The organism is Anoxybacillus sp. ST4 (genome assembly GCF_019448545.1).
Taxonomy (GTDB): Bacteria; Bacillota; Bacilli; order Bacillales; family Anoxybacillaceae; genus Anoxybacillus; species Anoxybacillus pushchinoensis.
The window spans coordinates 197,430-213,039 of the sequence record NZ_JAHZOE010000001.1; the positions used below are offsets into that span (position 1 = coordinate 197,430).

23 protein-coding genes are annotated in these 15,610 nt (G+C 41.6%); 3 read left to right on the forward strand and 20 right to left on the reverse strand.

What is annotated here, in order from left to right; all coding sequences use genetic code 11:
• Nucleotides 1-11 precede the first annotated feature (11 nt).
• From nusB to K1I44_RS01175, 13 genes are all read right to left on the reverse strand, one after another.
• A complete protein-coding gene (gene nusB, locus K1I44_RS01115; protein ID WP_003394138.1) occupies nucleotides 12-398 on the reverse strand; it encodes a transcription antitermination factor NusB in 387 nt (128 codons plus the stop codon).
• 122 nt (nucleotides 399-520) lie between these two features.
• Entirely contained in the window at nucleotides 521-916 is a 396-nt protein-coding gene (locus K1I44_RS01120) for an Asp23/Gls24 family envelope stress response protein (RefSeq protein WP_003394137.1), read from the reverse strand.
• A gap of 22 nt (nucleotides 917-938) precedes the next feature.
• Nucleotides 939-2,291 (reverse strand): acetyl-CoA carboxylase biotin carboxylase subunit, encoded by a 1,353-nt coding sequence (gene accC / locus K1I44_RS01125; RefSeq protein ID WP_003394136.1) that lies wholly within the window; start codon nucleotides 2,289-2,291, stop codon nucleotides 939-941.
• 13 nt (nucleotides 2,292-2,304) lie between these two features.
• The gene (gene accB / locus K1I44_RS01130; protein WP_003394135.1) at nucleotides 2,305-2,796 is read right to left on the reverse strand and encodes an acetyl-CoA carboxylase biotin carboxyl carrier protein; all 492 of its coding nucleotides are present in this window, start codon (nucleotides 2,794-2,796) and stop codon (nucleotides 2,305-2,307) included.
• 190 nt (nucleotides 2,797-2,986) lie between these two features.
• Complete coding sequence (locus K1I44_RS01135; protein WP_003394134.1) at nucleotides 2,987-3,541, reverse strand: SpoIIIAH-like family protein; 555 nt, start codon at nucleotides 3,539-3,541, stop codon at nucleotides 2,987-2,989.
• 12 nt (nucleotides 3,542-3,553) lie between these two features.
• Nucleotides 3,554-4,120 carry a stage III sporulation protein AG gene (gene spoIIIAG, locus K1I44_RS01140; protein ID WP_003394126.1) on the reverse strand — a complete coding sequence of 189 codons (567 nt, stop codon included), beginning with the start codon at nucleotides 4,118-4,120 and terminating at the stop codon, nucleotides 3,554-3,556.
• A gap of 6 nt (nucleotides 4,121-4,126) precedes the next feature.
• Nucleotides 4,127-4,696: a stage III sporulation protein AF gene (gene spoIIIAF, locus K1I44_RS01145; protein ID WP_003394123.1), complete on the reverse strand. Its 570-nt coding sequence runs from the start codon at nucleotides 4,694-4,696 to the stop codon at nucleotides 4,127-4,129.
• A gap of 15 nt (nucleotides 4,697-4,711) precedes the next feature.
• Nucleotides 4,712-5,872, reverse strand: coding sequence for a stage III sporulation protein AE (gene spoIIIAE, locus K1I44_RS01150; protein WP_003394121.1), 1,161 nt, complete (start codon nucleotides 5,870-5,872; stop codon nucleotides 4,712-4,714).
• 4 nt (nucleotides 5,873-5,876) lie between these two features.
• Nucleotides 5,877-6,278, reverse strand: coding sequence for a stage III sporulation protein AD (spoIIIAD, locus tag K1I44_RS01155; protein WP_171335196.1), 402 nt, complete (start codon nucleotides 6,276-6,278; stop codon nucleotides 5,877-5,879).
• A 6-nt stretch (nucleotides 6,279-6,284) separates the two neighbouring features.
• On the reverse strand, nucleotides 6,285-6,491 hold the full coding sequence (gene spoIIIAC, locus K1I44_RS01160) for a stage III sporulation protein AC (RefSeq protein WP_003394116.1): 207 nt from the start codon (nucleotides 6,489-6,491) through the stop codon (nucleotides 6,285-6,287).
• Between the two features lie 15 nt (nucleotides 6,492-6,506).
• Nucleotides 6,507-7,019 (reverse strand): stage III sporulation protein SpoIIIAB, encoded by a 513-nt coding sequence (spoIIIAB, locus tag K1I44_RS01165; protein ID WP_003394114.1) that lies wholly within the window; start codon nucleotides 7,017-7,019, stop codon nucleotides 6,507-6,509.
• A complete protein-coding gene (gene spoIIIAA, locus K1I44_RS01170) occupies nucleotides 7,020-7,943 on the reverse strand; it encodes a stage III sporulation protein AA (RefSeq protein ID WP_219985011.1) in 924 nt (307 codons plus the stop codon).
• A gap of 12 nt (nucleotides 7,944-7,955) precedes the next feature.
• On the reverse strand, nucleotides 7,956-8,228 hold the full coding sequence (locus tag K1I44_RS01175; protein ID WP_004889585.1) for a YqhV family protein: 273 nt from the start codon (nucleotides 8,226-8,228) through the stop codon (nucleotides 7,956-7,958).
• A 217-nt stretch (nucleotides 8,229-8,445) separates the two neighbouring features.
• Here K1I44_RS01175 and K1I44_RS01180 point away from each other — a divergent pair, with 217 nt between their 5' ends.
• Nucleotides 8,446-8,961 carry a GNAT family N-acetyltransferase gene (locus tag K1I44_RS01180; RefSeq protein ID WP_077428740.1) on the forward strand — a complete coding sequence of 172 codons (516 nt, stop codon included), beginning with the start codon at nucleotides 8,446-8,448 and terminating at the stop codon, nucleotides 8,959-8,961.
• A 42-nt stretch (nucleotides 8,962-9,003) separates the two neighbouring features.
• Here the strand turns inward: K1I44_RS01180 and efp are convergent, their stop codons facing one another.
• Genes efp through K1I44_RS01200 form a run of 4 tightly spaced genes read right to left on the reverse strand, consistent with a single transcriptional unit; the run spans nucleotide 9,004 to nucleotide 11,692 of the window.
• Nucleotides 9,004-9,561 (reverse strand): elongation factor P, encoded by a 558-nt coding sequence (gene efp, locus K1I44_RS01185; protein WP_219985012.1) that lies wholly within the window; start codon nucleotides 9,559-9,561, stop codon nucleotides 9,004-9,006.
• A gap of 19 nt (nucleotides 9,562-9,580) precedes the next feature.
• Entirely contained in the window at nucleotides 9,581-10,642 is a 1,062-nt protein-coding gene (locus tag K1I44_RS01190; protein ID WP_003394105.1) for a M24 family metallopeptidase, read from the reverse strand.
• Complete coding sequence (gene aroQ, locus K1I44_RS01195; protein ID WP_219985013.1) at nucleotides 10,642-11,091, reverse strand: type II 3-dehydroquinate dehydratase; 450 nt, start codon at nucleotides 11,089-11,091, stop codon at nucleotides 10,642-10,644. Before aroQ ends, K1I44_RS01190 begins: the two co-directional genes overlap by 1 nt.
• A 37-nt stretch (nucleotides 11,092-11,128) precedes the next feature.
• Entirely contained in the window at nucleotides 11,129-11,692 is a 564-nt protein-coding gene (locus K1I44_RS01200) for a YqhR family membrane protein (protein WP_219985014.1), read from the reverse strand.
• 115 nt (nucleotides 11,693-11,807) lie between these two features.
• On the opposite strand from K1I44_RS01200, the gene K1I44_RS01205 reads away from it, so the two are divergent.
• Both K1I44_RS01205 and K1I44_RS01210 read left to right on the forward strand, forming a co-directional pair.
• Nucleotides 11,808-12,737: a DUF1385 domain-containing protein gene (locus K1I44_RS01205; protein ID WP_219985015.1), complete on the forward strand. Its 930-nt coding sequence runs from the start codon at nucleotides 11,808-11,810 to the stop codon at nucleotides 12,735-12,737.
• Nucleotides 12,738-12,757: 20 nt separating this feature from the next.
• Nucleotides 12,758-13,099 (forward strand): SA1362 family protein, encoded by a 342-nt coding sequence (locus K1I44_RS01210; protein ID WP_219985016.1) that lies wholly within the window; start codon nucleotides 12,758-12,760, stop codon nucleotides 13,097-13,099.
• A 23-nt stretch (nucleotides 13,100-13,122) separates the two neighbouring features.
• Here K1I44_RS01210 and K1I44_RS01215 read toward each other — a convergent pair whose 3' ends face one another.
• The 3 genes from K1I44_RS01215 to splB all read right to left on the reverse strand — a co-directional run bounded on the left by K1I44_RS01215 (nucleotide 13,123) and on the right by splB (nucleotide 15,598).
• Entirely contained in the window at nucleotides 13,123-14,001 is an 879-nt protein-coding gene (locus K1I44_RS01215; protein WP_003394095.1) for a patatin-like phospholipase family protein, read from the reverse strand.
• Between the two features lie 74 nt (nucleotides 14,002-14,075).
• A complete protein-coding gene (gene mntR / locus K1I44_RS01220) occupies nucleotides 14,076-14,504 on the reverse strand; it encodes a transcriptional regulator MntR (protein WP_003394093.1) in 429 nt (142 codons plus the stop codon).
• Between the two features lie 68 nt (nucleotides 14,505-14,572).
• A complete protein-coding gene (gene splB, locus K1I44_RS01225) occupies nucleotides 14,573-15,598 on the reverse strand; it encodes a spore photoproduct lyase (protein WP_219985017.1) in 1,026 nt (341 codons plus the stop codon).
• Between the last annotated feature and the right edge of the window lie 12 nt (nucleotides 15,599-15,610).

A 15,610-nucleotide genomic window follows, 5' to 3' on the forward strand; every position in this document is an offset into this window, starting at 1 on the left:
CCCTTATTTGTTTAAGACAATGCTTCTTTTATTTTTGCAAGTACGCCGTTAATAAAGCGACTTGATTTTTCATCACCAAACACTTTTGCTAATTCAATAGCTTCATCCATACTTACACTTAACGGGATGTCATCCATATATTTCATTTCGAATACAGCCATTCGTAAAATGGAACGATCAACGTTTGCAACGCGTTCTAACGTCCATTTTTCTAAATGTTGACGCAATAAGTCATCAATTTCTTTTTGATGTTCAACAACACCTAAAACGATCATTTCCATAAATGGATCCGTTTCTGCTTCAACGACGTTTGCAATCGCTGCATGTGGATCAATGCCTCCAACGTCAATTTGAAACAATGCTTGCAACGCTTTTTCTCTTGCTGTATGCCGTTTCATGACCAAAACCCTTTCTAATCATATTGTCGAAAATCATATCATGATCATACCATATTTCGATAAAAGAAAACACTCATACAGCGAAAAAGGGCGATCTCCTAAACGAGATTGCCCTTTTTCTTTTACTCGACTTCCGCCTCCACTTTTGGTGTTTCAAACTGAACACCGACAACATGAACGTTCACTTCAGCTGTCTCTAATCCTGTCATCGTCAACAATGCTTGCCGAACGTTTTCTTGAATTTTTTGTGAGACAGTTGGGATCGATACGCCAAAATTCATCACACAATAAATATCGATGATGATGCCACGATCTGTTAAGTCGACCTTTACACCTTTTCCATGATTTTTTTTACCTAATTTTTCAACGACACCTGCCGCAAAGTTGCCGCGCATTTGTGCAACTCCTTCAATTTCAGAAGCTGCAATACCGGCGATGACTTCAATCACTTCCGGCGCAATCTCTACTCTACCTAAACTGTTATGTCCATTTTCCATCTCTAATACATGCTCAGACATAACGAATCCCCTCCTTTATCGTTTAAGAGTTCATTACATCGTATGTTTCTAAAAACTTTGTATTAAAGTTTCCTTCAACAAATTTTTCGTGTTCAAGCAATTTTAAATGAAACGGAATCGTCGTATGAACTCCCTCGATGACAAATTCACTTAAGGCACGCTTCATCCGAGCGATCGCTTCCTCGCGCGTCGGCGCATGAACGATAAGCTTTGCGATCATCGAATCGTAATATGGCGGAATCGTATAGCCCGGATAAACAGCAGAATCGACACGCACACCAAACCCACCCGGCGGCAAATACATCTGTATTTTTCCTGCTGATGGCATAAAGTTTTTCGAAGGGTTTTCGGCATTGATGCGACATTCAATCGACCAACCGTTGAAAGTAACGTCTTCTTGCTTCAACGATAGCTTTTCGCCTGATGCGACGCGAATTTGCTCTTTAATTAAATCAACGCCTGTTACCATTTCTGTTACAGGATGCTCAACTTGAATGCGCGTGTTCATCTCCATAAAATAAAACTGACGGTTGCGATAATCGTAAATAAATTCCACCGTCCCTGCGCCTGTGTACTGAACAGCTTGTGCTGCTTTCACCGCTGCTTCTCCCATTTGCTGACGCATATGTTCATCGAGCACAGGAGATGGAGTTTCTTCTAACAGCTTTTGTAAACGGCGTTGAATCGTACAATCGCGCTCGCCGAGATGAATGACGTTTCCGTATGTGTCTGCGAGCACTTGAATTTCCACATGTCGAAAATCTTCAATATACTTTTCGATATATACGCCTGGATTTCCGAACGCAGTTGCTGCTTCTTGTTGTGTGATCGTAATTCCTTTCATAAGCTCTTGTTCATTTCGAGCGACACGAATGCCTTTTCCGCCACCACCTGCTGTTGCCTTAATAATAACAGGATACCCGATTTCATTCGCTAGTGCAATCGCTTCATCGACGCTTTCGATAATTCCTTGTGACCCAGGAACGATCGGTACCCCAGCTTGCCTCATCGTTTCGCGTGCAACATCCTTTGTCCCCATTTTTGTAATCGCTTCCGGACTCGGTCCGACAAATGTGATGTTACATTCTCTACATAGCTCAGCAAAATCAGCATTTTCAGCTAAAAATCCATATCCTGGATGAATCGCATCACATTGAGTTAACGTCGCTACGCTCATGATGTTTGTGAAGTTTAAGTAGCTATCTTTAGACGTTTTCGGACCGATACAATAGGCTTCGTCCGCCAATTGTACATGAAGCGCCTCACGATCGGCTTCCGAAAATACGGCGACCGTCTCGATGCCAAGCTCCTTGCACGCCCGAATGATCCGAACTGCAATTTCTCCACGGTTGGCAATTAACAATTTTTTTATCATGACCATCGCTCCTTTATTCAGGCTTCACAAGGAATAAAGGTTGTCCATACTCGACGAGCTGGCCGTTTTTCACAAGCACTTCTACAATTTCCCCGTCCACTTCCGCTTCAATTTCGTTAAATAATTTCATCGCCTCAACGATACATACAATCGTATCTTTCTTCACTTTGTCGCCGACTTTTACGTACGGTGCTGCATCTGGCGATGGCGCCGCATAAAACGTACCGACCATCGGCGACGTAATGGTATGTAAATTTTCTGTTGAAACAGCCGGCTTTTCTTGCTTCACTTCCTCTTTCACTTCTACTTTTTCGACAACTGGTGTTGGTTGTTGAACAACAGCTGCCGGCGGCACGTCTACTTTCGGTGGAGCAACGACGACTTGTTCAGCTGCTCCAGCTTTTTTCATTTTAATTTTGGAGCCATCGTGCTCGTATACAAACTCCACAATGTTTGACTCGTTTACTAATCGGATTAATTCGCGAATTTCTTGAATTTTCAACATCGACTTACACCCCTCGCCCCATCATTTGTAGAAAAAGATTATACAATACCATGATACGACACACCTTTTCCATTATTCAATAAAATGATAAGAAAATGTTAGAAAATTTATATCTGGTCATAAAAACAATTATTATTATATAGTATTATAAAATCAGTTTTCAACCGAAAAAAAATAACCGGATATCCGGTTATTTTTGGAATCGAACAGCTACGTCTTGCACGCGACCGAGTTCGCTTTGAACGAGCTGAATGATTTCATTCGCTGCCTTTTTCGAATGTTCTTTTGCCTTTACAGTAATATGCACTTGATTTTCATGGACGCGAACGAGTGCGTCGTCGTATCCTTTTGATTTAATTAACGTTTCGAGCACAGCTTCTTTTTCTGCAACATTCGATAGCTGTTGCAACTGATCAATTGCTTTACTTTTTTCCTCAGCGGAGACGTTATTGGAAGCGACAATAGCATTCAACTCTTGGCGCAGCTTGCTTCGCTCATCTTCAATTTCTAGACGAAGAGCTGTAAATAAATCGTCGCTTGCCGTGTTGCTTTGTTCAACCGTCACTTCTTCTTCGGTTGCCGTTTCTCCTTTCATCGCTTCATCTGTCGGCTTTAAATCTTTTTCTTCTGATTTTTGTTCAAATGCTACTTGCTCTGTAAGTTGTGGACTCGTGACATAGTACACCGATAGCACGACAACTAAACTAAACATCGTTAATAACCAAACGGTTTGCTTTTTCAACATATGTGTTCCCCCTTATTTTTTTGGTAAAACAGCAACGCGATGGCTCGGAACGTTTAACGTTCTCGTCACCGCTTCTACAATCCATTTTTTCACTTGCACTTGATCGGCTCCTTTAGCAACGACAAGCACCCCGCGAATTTCGGGTTTTTTCGTTTGTAAAATAAGCGGCTTTTCTTCGTCTCCTTTGCGCACGATGACGATTTTTTCATCTGTTGCCTCATCTTCAATTTGACGCTTCCCGCCTTCTTTATCTTCCTCTATTGTTCGCTTTTTCTGAACGGTAGCATTTTTTTCAAGTACGTTTTGCTCTGTAGCATCGACATTCACGATTACTTTCACTTCGCCTACTCCAACAATGGCTTCAAGCGCTTCCTTTAATTGCTGTTCATACCGTTCTTCGTAATCTGCAATTTGTTTTAGTTTTTTCTCTTCATCGGTTTGACGAAATACTGTTTCAGCTCGTTCCTGCGGCACTTCTTTTGACGATGGAAATTTGAACACGTTGCCAAATAGCATAAATGACAAGCCAACTACTAAAGTAAGCGCGATGAGGCCGTTTTTTTCAATCCATTGTTTCACCCCTCCTTACTCCCTCCTCTCGAGATGAACTGTAATCATTTGCGGGTCAACTTCCCACATGTTTGCTAAAAAGCGAGCGATGTCATCATGTCGATCTGTCGGTGGCGTCGTCGATTGAATGCGAATCGGCTTTACGACAGAAGCTGCTTCCTCGGCTAACTCAACCGTAATTGACTCAATCGGAGGGGGATTTTGTTCCGACTCCCCGATCGTGAATGAAATGTCTGTAACGATTAAACCATATGTGCGCATCAACTCCTCAGCCGCTATGTTTTTCAGCTGGACAGCCATTTGTTCTAAAATATATGCACGTTGTGAGGCTTGTATTTCTTTTTTCTTTTTTTCTATGTCATTTTCAAACGTTTCGTTTGGTTGTTGCTGAATGGAAGCAAGCCACGTATCTACATCTCCGTGAAATAACCGAAAAAGCGGAGAAAACAAGATGAAAATAAATAACAAACCGACGACCATTTTGACATACTTTTGGAATGAACCGTTTGGCAAAATAAGTTCAATGACGACAGCGAGCAAAATAAATGTAATGATGTGCGAAATCCATTCAGTCAATAGTCCCACAGTCCCATTCTCCTCTCAACGAACCATCATCGTTAAATTTCCTGCTGCAATGATAACGGTCATACTTAAGAAAAACATAAGCGATACGATCATGAGCGCCACGAGCACATACATGATGCTTTTACTCATCACGCTCAAGCAGGAAATGACGATGCCTCCACCTAACGGTTGTAATATCGCTGCAGCTAGTTGATAAATAAGAGCGATGACTAAAATTTTGATTGCCGGAAACGCTGCGATAAGAAGCAGTAACACAACACCAAACAAACCGACTGTATTTTTTAATAAGACAGAAGCTGTTACGACTGTGTCTGCCGCATCGGTAAACATTCGTCCGATAATAGGTATAAAGTTTCCTGTCACAAATTTTGCTGCCCGTATAGCAACCCCGTCGGCAATTGCTGTCGTAGTACCTTTAACAGACAGCACGCCAAAAAAAATGGTAAGCATCATACCGAGCGAACCGATGCTAATGTTGCGCAACAAATCTGCCAATTTGGTCGCTTTATAATGTTCACTTAATAAACTGACGATGCTTAAAATTGTCGCTAAAAACAAAAGTGGTAACGAAAAATGTTCAATCATCGTTCCTGTCATATTCATAAAAAACAAGACGATCGGATGAAAAAAAGCTACGGATACAATGCCACCTGACGACGCCATAAGCGCAAGTAAAATGGGCAAAAGAGCGATCATAAAACTTGTCATCGTCTGAATAGCTTCCTTTGCGTATGTCACGGCAACATGAAAACTATTTAACGCGATAATCATAAGTACCATATAAACAACCGCATGTGCGACTTTACTGACAGCATGATGTGAAAAAGCGTTTTGTAGCGACTGTAAAAACAGGCTAAACACCGTCAATAAAATAAGCGTGCCAAGCAACTTTCCATTCGCCATAAGCTCGTACAATAAAAATTTGATAAACGCTCGCAACCATTCGCTTAGCGACAGCTCTTTCTCCCCATTTATAAACTGCCAAAAAGAACCTTTTTGACTTTCTGGCAACAATCCTCCATACTGTTGAACAATATGGTCCCAATATTGTTTAATCGACTCTACGCCCACTTGTTCCGCTTGTCGTTTCACTAGCTCATTCGTCGTTGGTGATGCTTGTACAATACAAGGCAAGAAAAAAAAGAGAAAGAAAAATAAAATTGGAGCGCGCCTCATATCATCACCCCTTCATCGGAAGAAAACTTAAAATCGTTTCAATGAGAGCAGTCAAAATCGGAATGGCCATCGCTAAAATTAAAATTTTTCCACCAAGTTCAATTTTCCCAGCAATCGCCCCTTGTCCGGCATCTTTTGAAATTTGTGCGCCAAATTCAGCAATGTAAGCGATACCGATAATTTTTAAAATCGTCTCGACGTATACGGTTTGAACGCGCGCTTCGTTTGCTAACGTCTGAACCATACGAAAAATATCTTGAATGCGATCAAGTAAAAATAAAAAAATAACGGTCCCGACAAATACGGTCAACAAAAGAGAAATGTTCGATTTATGTTCGTTTAAAATCGTTACTAAAAACGTCGCAATTAATCCAAGCCCGACAATTTGTAAAATATCAATGGGTATTCCCTCCTAACTTTGAAACAAAAAAACCGATTTAATTTTTTGAAATAAATCTTGAACGATCGAAATGACTAAAAACAAAATGTAAATAAAACCTAATAATGTCACCCATTGAGCATATTCCTTTTTTCCGAATCCTTCTAAAATCGTATGCAACAGCGCAACGACTATGCCTACTCCAGCAATGCGGAAAATTAAATCGACGTCAACACCCATTTTGAATGTCCTCCTCTATATGAGTAAAAGCACGATGAGAATGCCCGTTAATACACCTAAACTTTTCATCATTTTTTCGTAGCGTTGTTGTTTTTCAATCGCATCCCCTTCTTCTCTCTCTAAATGAACCATCGTTAAACGAATATAATTTTGTTGAATTTCATGATCGTATTGTCCGAGCGTCTCGCCAAACTGTCTCATAATTTCGAGCTCGCCTTCTTTCAATGCAGTCATTTTCCATACTTCCTGTAAACTTTCTTCCCATGCTTGACGGGCGCTCATCGTTCCTTCTTGTAACTTTTGTGCAAATGTTTCAAATAACCATGACAGCGGTCGTGATAGTTGTTGTGAAAGTCGTATAGCCGCTTCCGTTAACGGCGTATGTCCGTACATAATTTCCGCCTCAAGCGATTGCAACGCCATTTTTAATTGGCGTAATTGCCTTGTACGCTCACGCAAAAGGCGGGACGCTTCAAACCCTGACCATGTTGTCGCTAATATAATGCACACAGCTCCGATCCATTTCATTTACATCACGCTCATCTCTCGGTATATGTCGCACCCGCTACGATCGCGAATCGCTTGAATTGTTCCGGGGAGACCGACATTTGTTAATTCCACAAAGCGCTCAAACACAGCTTGTTCCATAATCGGGCGCAATGACGGGCGCTTCATTATATCGTCTATATGTCGACCGTGCGCTGTCATAAATAAGCCCACTCCTGCATGAACCGCTTCTAAAATCGCGATACAATCTGCTTCGCTCCCAATTTCATCAACAACAAGAACGTCCGGGCTCATGGAACGAATCATCATCATCATCCCTTCTGCCTTTGGACACGCATCGAGCACATCGACACGGCATCCGAATGTAAATTGCGGAATGCCTTTGACACACCCAGCAATTTCTGATCGTTCATCGACAATGCCAACTTTTCGAGGAGCAATATGCTGCTCTGTCACTCCGCTACTGACGATGCGTGCAATATCGCGAAGGAGTGTTGTTTTTCCTGTTTGCGGTGCGCCAATGATGATCGTATTCATCCATCGTCCGTCGTATAAGTAAGGAAGAAGTGGCTCAGCTATGCCGATTTGTTGACGGGCCATTCGGATGTTAAATGACGTAATATGTCGAATCGCTTTTACTTTTCCGTCTTCTACAATCACTTTTCCGGCTAAACCAACGCGATGCCCACCTTGAATCGTGATGTAGCCTTTTTTTAACTCTTCCCCGATTGTGTAAAGAGAATATTGACTTAGTTTATTTAATAGTTCGACACCTTCTTCCGTTTGTACAACATGCGGACATATGTACGACCTCCCACCAGCAATGACTTCCAGCGGCCGATGAATACGAATGCGAATTTCTTCAATCGTAGACTGGGGAAAAATGGAAAACGATTGAATGGCATCAACAAGCGTTTTAGGCAATATATTCAACACTGCTTGCATTCTCTTCCCCCCTCATTTCACGACATAAATACCGATCAATATACATACAACTCCAGCGCCGATCCATGCGAGTTTAAATAATGATAGCTCATTCGCTACTGCCACAAGCCCAATCATCATGACAACGAAAAAAATCGTCGGACCGACAACCGCAAGCAATGTGTTGACCGCAAGCGCCTTTTTTACGTCGTTGAACGACAACATAACGATCGCTGCGCTTAACTCAATCGCTGCAGATAAAAAACGTAACCCTGCCATCGTCCAAACCGTTGCATCAGTTTTCATCGCATCCTCCTTGTACAACAGTGCTAGTACAACGTATGCAGAAATGAGACAATTCAGAAGTATAGAGAGGAAAATTTATAGAGAAAGATGTTTACAGATGAGAAGGATATGTATACAATTTTTATACAAAAAGAAGGGATTGCTCATAACCATTTGGAAAGATTCATGGTGAAGCATCAAGCGATATGCTAAATAACAAATGAAAGGAATAATCAAGATGGCATACGTCATTCGCAAAATGAAACGAGAAGATATAAAACAAGTTCAATATATAGCGAAAATAACTTGGAATGCTACATATGAGGGTGTTATCCCTTCGGATGTGCAAGAAAATTTTTTAAAATCAGCTTACAGTGACGAGCGCATGAAACAACGATTACAATACTCTACTCTTTTTGTAGCTGAAGTAGAAAATAACATTGTGGGGTTTGCTAACTTTTCTTCAGTAAGAGAAGATGGAAATGTGGAGTTATGGGCTATTTATGTTCATCCAGAACACCAAGGCAAAGGAATCGGTTCAGCTTTGTTGCAAAAAGGAATACAAGACATAGACGGTATAAATAAAATTTATGTAAATGTAGAAAAAGATAATCAAATCGGAAAGACCTTTTATGAAGCTAAAGGTTTTGAAGTTGTGAAAGAGTTTGTTGAGGAATTTAATGGTCATACGTTAAAAACAATTCAAATGGTGCTAAAACTTAAAAAATCCCATATACAAAATTCAGCTTGTTGACAAAGCCAACAAGCTGAATTTCTCAATTTTTACAATTTTCCATTACGCACGTGATACGTATGTGCCGTCTGTTGTGTTAATAATTAATACATCGCCTTCGTTGACGAAGAACGGTACTTGAACGACAAGACCTGTCTCTAACGTTGCTGGTTTAGAACCACCTGATGCTGTATCACCTTTAATACCTGGCTCTGTTTCAACAACTTTTAACTCAACTGTGTTTGGCAATTCGACACCAATCGTTTCGCCTTGGTACATCATAATGAACACTTCCATGTTTTCTTTTAAAAACTTCAATTCATGCTCAATTTGTTTAGCCGGAAGCTCAATTTGCTCATATGATTCCATATCCATGAACACGTGCTGATCGCCGTTTGCATATAAATATTGCATTTTGCGATTGTCAATTTGTGCTTTGCTTACTTTCTCACCTGCGCGGAATGTTTTCTCTTGGATCGTTCCTGTACGCAAGTTACGAAGTTTGGAACGAACGAACGCCGCCCCTTTTCCTGGTTTCACATGTTGGAACTCGATGACACGCCAAATGTCACCATCTACTTCAATCGTTAAACCTGTGCGAAAATCGTTTACTGAAATCATGTTCATTTCCTCCTACCGTCTATAAAATGATCAGTTCTTTTGGCGAAAGAGTGAGCCGTTCATTGCCGTTTTCTGTAATGACGATGTCATCTTCAATGCGAACACCGCCTAATCCTGCTATGTAAATACCCGGTTCAACCGTCACAACCATCCCCGGCTCTAGCACAGTATCCGAACGCATCGACAGCGCCGGCATTTCATGTACTTCCATACCGAGCCCATGGCCTGTTGAATGACCAAAATATTCACCGAATCCGCAAGCAGAAATGTAATCGCGCGTAAGCGCATCTGCCTCTCGGCCTGTCATTCCTGGACGAATATGTTCAACACCGCGAAGCTGCGCTTGCAACACGACGTCATATATACGCTTTAGCTCGTCGCTTACATCCCCAACTGCGATCGTTCTCGTAATGTCCGAGCAATACCCATTGTAATATGCGCCAAAATCGAGCGTGACGAGCTCGCCTTTTTCAATGACTTTATTTGTTGCCACCCCATGAGGCAACGCTGAACGCACACCAGATGCAACGATAATATCGAACGATGAACTCGTTGCCCCTTGTTTGCGCATAAAAAACTCTAGCTCATTCGCCACGTCCATTTCGCGCACACCCGGGCGAATAAAATCAAGAATATGACGAAAGGCGGCATCGGCAATCTCGGCTGCTTCCTTTAATATCTTAATCTCTGCTTCCGACTTAATCAAGCGTAACTTTTCAACCGCACCGGAAACCGGAACGAGCGTTGCTTTTACTGTTTTTGCATATGATGAAAACGTCGCATACGACATGTCATCTTGTTCAAAACCGAGCTTTTTAATACCTAATCGCTCCACTTGTTTTGCTACTTCTTCAATAAGCGTTTGCGTATGTTGGACAATTTCATATCCTTCAATTTGGCGCATCGCCTGTTCGACATAGCGAAAGTCCGTAATAAATACCGCATCTGTTTCGCTAATTAAAGCAACGCCTGCTGTACCTGTAAAATTTGTCATATAGCGACGGTTATATTCGTTTGTAATAAGAAAACCGTCAATCCCATACGCTGAAAATTGTTCACGAAGTTTTTTCAATTGTTCCACTATGATTTCCCCTTCCCTTCAACCATATCGAGCAACGCTAAAATCGCCAATCGGTATCCGCTCACACCAAGTCCGACAATTTGTCCCACCGTCACAGGAGCGATGACAGAGTGGTGACGAAACGGTTCCCGCGCATGAATGTTTGAAATATGTACTTCAATAACGGGCGTTCTCACGCTCGCAATGGCGTCGCGCAACGCGTAGCTATAATGCGTAAACGCTCCTGGATTAAAAATAATGCCGTCATATAACGATTCCGCCCGATGAATTTGGTCAATTAACGCCCCTTCATAATTGCTTTGGTAACACGTTAATTCCGCCCCGTATTCACCTGCAAATTCCGTTAACTGTTTTTCTAGTTGCGCAAGTGTCGTATGTCCGTAAATGTGCGGCTCTCTCATGCCGAGACGGTTTAAGTTTGGACCGTTTAAAAGGAGGAATCGAATCATTCCCCCTCTCCCCCCTTTGCTTGTAACATATATGAGGTTATTTTACCACATGAGCCTGTTTTTGTCGCCTCATCTCCGCCACTTCAAAAGAAATGGAATATCCGATGAATACACCATATAAAATGTAAAAGCATACCATTGTTACAACGGTGTTTCGTTCAAGTTGCGGCACAGCTTTTAATTGTGGGAATATAGGATTCAGTACGTAAAATACGAGAACCCATAGTGCGAGACCGAAAGCGACGCCTGGCCAAATGCCTTGCTTATTTTTTAAAAAGGCGTAATATGCAAATGCAGCGATGACGGAAGCGAGTCCGATACACAATATGGCAATCGTCTGACCGAGCGCCCCGTTTTTCCAATCACCGACTGCCCATGGCTGCAAAATGAAATTTGGCGCCACTTCTGTAAAATGAAAAAAATAAGCACAATATGCGAGAAAGCCCCAAAACACACCTCCAATGAAGCCGATCAACGCGACTTTTGCTAGCACAGGCATTGGCTTTTCCCTTTTATTTTGTTCGAGTTGTGCGTCTCGTTTCGTTTTTGTTTGCACATCAATCACCTCCGTTTTTATCTTGTCCAAAATGTTGGATCTCATGTGTATTGTTTCTCATTTTTGGCAACAATACAAATACAAACGATACATCGACCTAGAGGTTTTTATCGTTTTCTTGTAGAATATAAGAAAAAAGAAAATAGGTTGGTGTCTTCTCATGAACAAAAACGTATACGGCGGGCAAGCAGTCATTGAAGGTGTGATGTTTGCAGGGCGCAATCATTCCGTCACAGCTATTCGTCGAAAAGACGGGTCGATAGAATATTTTCACGTTCCGCGCCAAACAAACAAGACGCTTGCTTCATTGAAAAAAATTCCGTTTCTTCGCGGCATTTTTGCGATTATTCAAGCAAGCGCAAACGGGTCAAAACATTTGCAGTTTTCAAGTGAACGATATGATCTTGATCCACATGAAGATGAAACTTTGCAAGCGGAATCGCCATCGAAATGGACGATGATTTTAGGCGTGGCGCTAATCGGTGTTTTATCGTTCCTATTTGGGAAATTTATTTTCACACTTATTCCTGTATTTTTAGCTGAGTTAACGAGACCGATTTTTTCATCGAATATGGCTCAAATTCTTGTTGAAGGGTTTTTTAAACTTCTTTTACTTCTAGGTTATATTTACTTTATTTCGCTCACGCCACTTGTAAAACGACTGTTTCAATATCACGGAGCAGAACATAAAGTAATTAATGCCTACGAGCATGGTTTGCCGCTGACCGTTGAACATGTACAACAACAATCGCGCCTTCATTATCGTTGCGGCAGTAGCTTCATTTTATTCACCGTTTTCATCGGCGTATTCGTTTACATGTTCGTGCCAACAGAGCCGCTTTGGGTGCGAGTATTGAACCGATTAGCACTCATTCCTGTCGTGCTAGGGCTATCCTTTGAAGTGCTACAAGCAACAAATGCATTGCGGCATATTCCTGTATTACGTTGGCTCGGTTATCCGGGTTTATGGTTGCAACTACTCACCACGAAAGAACCGACTGATGATCAAGTAGAAGTGGCGATCGCATCATTTCAACGGTTGCTTGAATTAGAGGGAGAAGCGACGAAACAGCAAGAAGAAGTGGTGTAACGATAAAGGAGGTGGATCGATTGCGTCGGCGCCCATTCCCACTTATTACTTTGCTTATTGTATTAGCTATATTTGGCTTGACTTATCGTTTATGGAACGATCCGATTCGATTGTTGAAACAAGCGATGATCATCGTGCTCATCGTAGCTGTTTTTTACGCCATATACAAATGGATACAAAGACAGCGTTTCGATCATTCATATCAAAAAGCGGTTAAACAATCGAAAAAACTCCACCATCAAAAAACGAAGCCGACGTCGAAAAAACAACCGCGCCCAACCGCTTTAAAGAAAAAGCACGCCACCCATTTAACAGTAATTGAAGGCAAAAAGGGAAAGAAAAAAAATCGGGCCTCTTTTTAACCCGATTTTTTTCTTTCATACGTTTAATACGTCCATGTTTTTAAAAATTGTTCCGTCCGCTCTTTTCCAAACGAAATGAGCTTCTTTTTTTCTTCATCTGTCATCGAAAAATCTGTTGCGACAACATGTTTTACAGGAAGAAAAATAATGTTTTTTTCATGACGGCGTGAAATATATCGTTCATCGTGTGCCTCGCGCATCGTTTGAAACAACGCTTCATACAATTCAATCGCATTATCAATTTTCTTCTTTGCTTTTTGTCCTTGCCTTGCGCTCAATTTTATGCCGAGAACGGGTCTTTTTTTTCGCTCTTCGTCAAATAAGAAAATCGGAAAATTGCTTAACAATCCACCATCTACGACAATATGCTTTCCTTCTTCTGTCTTTAGTCGCACAGGTTCAAAAAAGTAAGGAATGCCAACGCTCATTCTTACTGCCTTTGCGACTGGGAAACGAAGAGGATCAATGCCGTACTTCGGTAAATCATCCGGCAAAATAAGTATCGTTCCGTTCGTTAAATCCGAAGCGACAACACGCAATCGTTCATGGGGCAAATCAGCAAACGTGTACACCCCTTTTTTACTAAGCTGTTCGGCTACCCACTGCTCAAGTTTTTCCCCTTTATAAAGCCCCATTTTCCAATAAAGAAGAAGCCATTTTAACCAGGCATAAGGAATGATCGTCTGTCGCTCATCAAGAAAATCTGTTAAATTCATCTCTTCCATCATCTTTAATATTTCTTTACTTGTAAATCCAGCCGCAATAAACGAAGCAATGAGTGCCCCAGCGCTCGTACCGGCGAGCCGCTTAAAACGAAATCCTTTTTCTTCAATGGCTTCATATGCTCCAATTAAAGCAAATCCTTTTACTCCGCCACCAGAAAATACGCCATCAATTTCCACGCTCCTCCCCCCCTCGCCATATATGTATGAGAAAAGGAGCACATTGAGCATAAAAAAACAAAAAAGAACAAGCGTCATGCCTGTTCTTGCTCGTTTTGTTTTTGAATGTTGCGAAGCGCTTCAAGACGTGATTCGTCTTCCTCAAAATATTGTACTAAATCGCCAATGCGATCGATCGCATTCCAACTTAAATGATGTTCAATTCCCTCGACATCGCGGTAAATATTTTCTTCAGCTACACCGATAAGACGCATAAATTGCTCGAGCAATTCGTGACGATACACGAGCCGCTTGCCAATTTTTTTACCTTTTGGCGTTAATACAAGCCCTCTGTATTTTTCATATACTAAATATTCATCTTTATCAAGTTTTTGAACCATTTTTGTCACAGAGGAGGGATGAACAGATAACGCTTCGGCAATATCTGATACACGGGCGTACCCTTTTTCTTCAATTAATATATAAATTTGTTCAATATAATCTTCCATGCTTGGTGTTGGCATACGTTCCCCTCCTAAACAAACATCGCAATCATTATGATTATAACATGTTTACCAAGCATGACAACTATTTACGTAAAATATTCAATTGTTGCTTCAGGAAAAAATTGTTCAATACAAGATTGGATCGTGTCATGCAATCTTGTTGCGTCTTCATCTATATATACATACTTTCCGATGCCATATCGCCCCCATTTATATTTTCGTTTCGTCTCATCAAGATCTAGCTTCGTTTTCGGGTACCTTTTTTGAATGACTGCTTTCGCAGGCTTGGTGAAGCGATGTTGAATTAATTCAAACGTTAAATTCGTTCGGTCAATGCCTTGTAAATGCGTATGCAACCGCTCAAATAGCTCAAAATACCCTTCTTCCCACCCGTCATGCATATAAATGGGAGCAACGATAAAACCGAGCGGATAACCGGCATGGGCGACTTTTCGCGCTGCCTCTAGCCGCGCATCAAATGAAGACGTTCCTGGTTCAAAGTTTTGGATGACATAACGGGAATTGACGCTAAAGCGAAAGCGCGTTTTTCCGTTATGCTTCGCATCAAGCAAATGGTCGACGTGTTCATATTTTGTGACAAAACGAAGCCGACCGTATTCCGTCTCTCCAATGAATTCGATCGCTTGTTTTAACGCATGCGTCAAATGGTCGATGCCGACAATATCTGATGTACATGCTGCTTCAAAGCGCGTAATTTCTGGAGCACGCTCGTCAATATATTTTTTCGCTTGGGCAAAAATATCATCAAGATTTACGTATACGCGAATGTATGGTTTACTTCCAAGCGTCGTTTGTAAATAACAGTAATGGCAATGACCCATACAGCCTGTCGCGAGGGGAATGGCGTATTCTGCTGATGGCTTGGACGTATCAAACTTCAGGGTACGCCTGACGCCGACAACGAGTGTTGATTTGGCATTGCGATATTGTTGAAGCTCTGTATCCCCTGGGATGCCGCGCACTTGATTGTGGGATGTTGTTTCGCGAATGTCAATATTCATCCTTTGAAATTTTTCCTTTAGTTCTCGCCCAAGAGGGTAGTCAAGCGCCTCACGTTCAAAATAAACAAGCTGTGGAATAAATGGCTTCATCCAATCACCTCA

Excerpts from the sequence above, each read along its gene's own strand:
- accC (WP_003394136.1), bottom strand. The coding sequence starts at position 2,291 with ATGATAAAAAAATTGTTAATTGCCAACCGTGGAGAAATTGCAGTTCGG.
- K1I44_RS01120 (WP_003394137.1), bottom strand. The coding sequence starts at position 916 with ATGTCTGAGCATGTATTAGAGATGGAAAATGGACATAACAGTTTAGGT.
- K1I44_RS01205 (WP_219985015.1), top strand. The coding sequence starts at position 11,808 with ATGAACAAAAACGTATACGGCGGGCAAGCAGTCATTGAAGGTGTGATG.
- K1I44_RS01135 (WP_003394134.1), bottom strand. The coding sequence starts at position 3,541 with ATGTTGAAAAAGCAAACCGTTTGGTTATTAACGATGTTTAGTTTAGTT.
- spoIIIAA (WP_219985011.1), bottom strand. The coding sequence starts at position 7,943 with ATGCAAGCAGTGTTGAATATATTGCCTAAAACGCTTGTTGATGCCATT.
- nusB (WP_003394138.1), bottom strand. The coding sequence starts at position 398 with ATGAAACGGCATACAGCAAGAGAAAAAGCGTTGCAAGCATTGTTTCAA.
- spoIIIAB (WP_003394114.1), bottom strand. The coding sequence starts at position 7,019 with ATGAAATGGATCGGAGCTGTGTGCATTATATTAGCGACAACATGGTCA.
- spoIIIAE (WP_003394121.1), bottom strand. The coding sequence starts at position 5,872 with ATGAGGCGCGCTCCAATTTTATTTTTCTTTCTCTTTTTTTTCTTGCCT.
- spoIIIAC (WP_003394116.1), bottom strand. The coding sequence starts at position 6,491 with ATGGGTGTTGACGTCGATTTAATTTTCCGCATTGCTGGAGTAGGCATA.
- mntR (WP_003394093.1), bottom strand. The coding sequence starts at position 14,504 with ATGCCAACACCAAGCATGGAAGATTATATTGAACAAATTTATATATTA.
- splB (WP_219985017.1), bottom strand. The coding sequence starts at position 15,598 with ATGAAGCCATTTATTCCACAGCTTGTTTATTTTGAACGTGAGGCGCTT.
- efp (WP_219985012.1), bottom strand. The coding sequence starts at position 9,561 with ATGATTTCAGTAAACGATTTTCGCACAGGTTTAACGATTGAAGTAGAT.
- K1I44_RS01175 (WP_004889585.1), bottom strand. The coding sequence starts at position 8,228 with ATGAAAACTGATGCAACGGTTTGGACGATGGCAGGGTTACGTTTTTTA.
- aroQ (WP_219985013.1), bottom strand. The coding sequence starts at position 11,091 with ATGATTCGATTCCTCCTTTTAAACGGTCCAAACTTAAACCGTCTCGGC.
- accB (WP_003394135.1), bottom strand. The coding sequence starts at position 2,796 with ATGTTGAAAATTCAAGAAATTCGCGAATTAATCCGATTAGTAAACGAG.
- K1I44_RS01200 (WP_219985014.1), bottom strand. The coding sequence starts at position 11,692 with ATGAGATCCAACATTTTGGACAAGATAAAAACGGAGGTGATTGATGTG.
- K1I44_RS01180 (WP_077428740.1), top strand. The coding sequence starts at position 8,446 with ATGGCATACGTCATTCGCAAAATGAAACGAGAAGATATAAAACAAGTT.